Source organism: Erwinia sp. (assembly GCF_031978025.1).
GTDB lineage: Bacteria > Pseudomonadota > Gammaproteobacteria > Enterobacterales > Enterobacteriaceae > Erwinia.
Window position 1 is genome coordinate 1 of sequence record NZ_DALZCD010000379.1, and the last position, 3,188, is coordinate 3,188.

The 3,188-nt window shown below is 48.1% G+C and carries 2 protein-coding genes; both read left to right on the forward strand.

The window, feature by feature from the left end:
• A partial coding sequence (locus RTK32_RS20545) for a hypothetical protein (protein ID WP_312047192.1) occupies positions 1 to 409 on the forward strand: 409 nt, incomplete at its 5' end.
• A gap of 539 nt (positions 410 to 948) precedes the next feature.
• Positions 949 to 2,595: a methyl-accepting chemotaxis protein gene (locus tag RTK32_RS20550; protein WP_312047194.1), complete on the forward strand. Its 1,647-nt coding sequence runs from the start codon at positions 949 to 951 to the stop codon at positions 2,593 to 2,595.
• Positions 2,596 to 3,188: the final 593 nt, after the last annotated feature.

A 3,188-nucleotide genomic window follows, 5' to 3' on the forward strand; every position in this document is an offset into this window, starting at 1 on the left:
TTACGTTCGGAAGAAGGAAATAATTATGCTGACTGTTAAAAGTATTATTGGTGGTGTAACGCATATCTATGAGGTAAGCACCATTACTGTGGCAAGGCGGGGTTCTGAAACTTTCGATTATGTTTTGACACTGACAAAAGAGCATCTTAATCCTGATTTTGCCGAGGTCATGCCGGCTATTTATGAAGATGACGAGCAGACCAGAGTTTTACAAAAAGAAAATATCATGGTCAGCGAAAGGGATGGGGTGAGGGTTCAGGACGCGACAGCCGTTCTTATCAGCGAGGTGGACAGCGTGAAAATGCCCGGCGTCAAAGAAGCGGACGGCACGCTGTATCAATATATCTATCCGGGAGACAAGGTCTACGTGATGAATTCACATGGATCCACCATTGAGACCGTTAAGTGAGGGGCTTACGAGCGTGTCCGATAAGATCTGACAGGCAGCCACGTTGGAATGAGGTTGCCTGCCCGGGTTGGCTGCGTAAAGATTGGGGCACCCTCAGGCGGACGCTGCAAAAGACTGACTCTTGATTCGCTTATCTAAACGTAGTGCCAAAGGTCGTGCCGTCGCTATCCCTTTAGCGGGAAAATGGCGCCTTCACAAAAGAGATATTGCGCTATCCCCACGTAAACTTTCATCCTGCCTTGTTTAATGTCATCGGCCTTCCAGTACATCCTGCCTTTTTTTCCTTAACAAAAAGCTGTGTAAAATTCCTGTTAATCATCGCGTCAGGCCAACATCAAACCGCCCATTTTTTATCGGGCTACAGGCGTCATTAGCCCTGCTGTAATTAATAAAATCAGTAATAGTAATAAGTTACACGATTTAAAATTGGGAAAATTAAAAACATAAGGATACCTAAATTTTTTCAGGCACGGACCGATAACCTTAGTCTGGAGAAAGTTCTTCTTTTAACTTATTACATTGGCAGATTTGAGGCGGTTATGAATATCACGCAGCGTTTGTTTCTGACGTTCACCATGCTGGCTGCGGCTCTATGCGCATTGGCGGTAGTATCTTTTTCAGTTATATCTGGTTTTCAGTCTCGCTTTGAATACGTGCAGGAAAACTCTATCCCCAGCATTAAGGATCTTAACAAATCCATCAGCGCTGCCAGCGGCCTGGGTTTAGCACTTTATAAACATCAGGCGGTTGCCGATGATACGAAGCTGCCTGAGGCGGAGCGTCAGATTAACGACAGGCTGGATGAGCTGAAACAGCTGACCGATCACTATATGGCCAGCGACATTTCTAATGACGAAGACCGCAGCATGACGGAGCAGGTCTATCGCGATCTGGATGCCATCCGTGCGTCTTTGCCGGCGTTCCTTACCGCTTCTCGTGCACATAACAGCCACGAGACGCTTGCCCTGTTACAGGGTGAGGCAGGAATAGGGGTTTTAGGCAGAAAGTTAACATCTGATTTAGATAAGCAGATTGAATTAAATATCCAGATTGGTGACGATTTAAATAAAACCAATAAAGAAATCTATGCCAAAACACTCTGGATTATGTCCTTTTCAGTGGTACTGATTGTTGTTTTATTGAGCTTTTTTGCGATTAAAACCATTCTGAATATCAGAAAAAGCCTTTTGAATATAGAAGGCACCATGGTGCAGGTCAGCAATACTTTGGATCTCACGCATCAGGCAGATGACAGCCGTCGCGATGAAGTGGGGAAAACCGCTTCAGCCTTCAACGCCTTGCTGGCTAAATTCTCAGAAACGTTAGCTTCTGTAAACAGCGCATCGCTGTCAGTAAGCTCGGGTTCCTCGGAAATTGCAGCGGGCAATGAAGACTTATCTTCGCGCACTGAACAGCAGGCGGCTTCACTGGAACAGACCGCTGCCAGCATGGCCGCGTTTAGCGAAACGGTGAAGACGAATTCCTTTAGCGCTAATGAGGCGAGTAACCTGGCAGACAGCGCCAATAAATTATCTGCAGAAAACGGTAAATCAGTGAAGCACATGCTGGATACAATGGAAGATATCCGCACCAGCTCCGGAAAAATTTCCGAAATAACCGGTTTAATTGAGGGCATTTCATTCCAGACAAATATTCTGGCACTGAATGCTGCCGTTGAAGCAGCAAGAGCCGGTGAGCACGGACGTGGTTTTGCCGTGGTAGCAAGCGAAGTCCGCAACCTGGCGCAACGTTCTTCCTCTGCGGCGAAAGAGATTAAAGATCTGATCAATGCCTCCGTGATGCATGTAGAAAGCGGGGCGCAGCAGGCGGCAAGCGTCGGAGAGAATACGGCAAAAGTCACCAGCTCAATCAATCAGGTTGCCACAATAGTTAATGAGATTGCGACTTCAGCAGCGGAGCAAAGTCGCGGGATTGAACAGGTTCATCTGGCTATCGGGCAGATGGATGAAGTGACGCAACAAAACGCGGCGTTGGTTGAAGAAGCCTCCTCTGCCTCCAGGTCGTTACAGGATCAGGCGGAGACGCTCAGTAAACTTGTCTCTGCATTTAATCTGACCCCGGACAGGGCAGGACAGGCAAGAACGCAGGTCGTCGTTAAGCAATCTGTGATGCCTGCGCCGGCAAAAGCAGCTGCCGTATCCGCCGGAGATTGGGAAAGTTTTTGATATGATGTACAGCCCTCTGCACGGAGGGCTTTACTTTTGTCATCGTTTTCTCACGTCTGTTATCGGGGCCTCGACAACGAGGCCTGATGAATTTCCTGCAAAAGTTTGATGCCGGTCGCCCGGCATCTTTAACCATGGGCTAACCTTTCTTCCTGCTTCCGTCGGTCAATAGAGTGATTCAGGCAATCTGCTATCCGGCGCGCTACGTCATTCCGGACAATCGCCGATGGCGATCCAACGTCCCCAGGCAATAATAATCCACCTCAGACACCTCAGACACCTCAGACACCTCAGACACCTCAGACACCTCAGACACCTCAGATGCCTCAAACACCTTAGATGACTCAGACATCACAGCCACCCCCCCAGACTCTTCCGGCATGGACAGGTAGTCAGTCTCAAAATCAATGATGCCGTTCAACAAGCGTATTCCATGGCCAGATACCAGAAAGTGAATAGCCAGACGGTGGCAGCACGTTCGCAAGCAGTCTGGAAATGAGTGAAGCGAAAATTCAGCAACTCTTCATTTTTCGCTTAGTAAAGGCCCCTGCGGATCTCATAGGGAAGTTAGAAGGGATTTATAGGGGGGGATT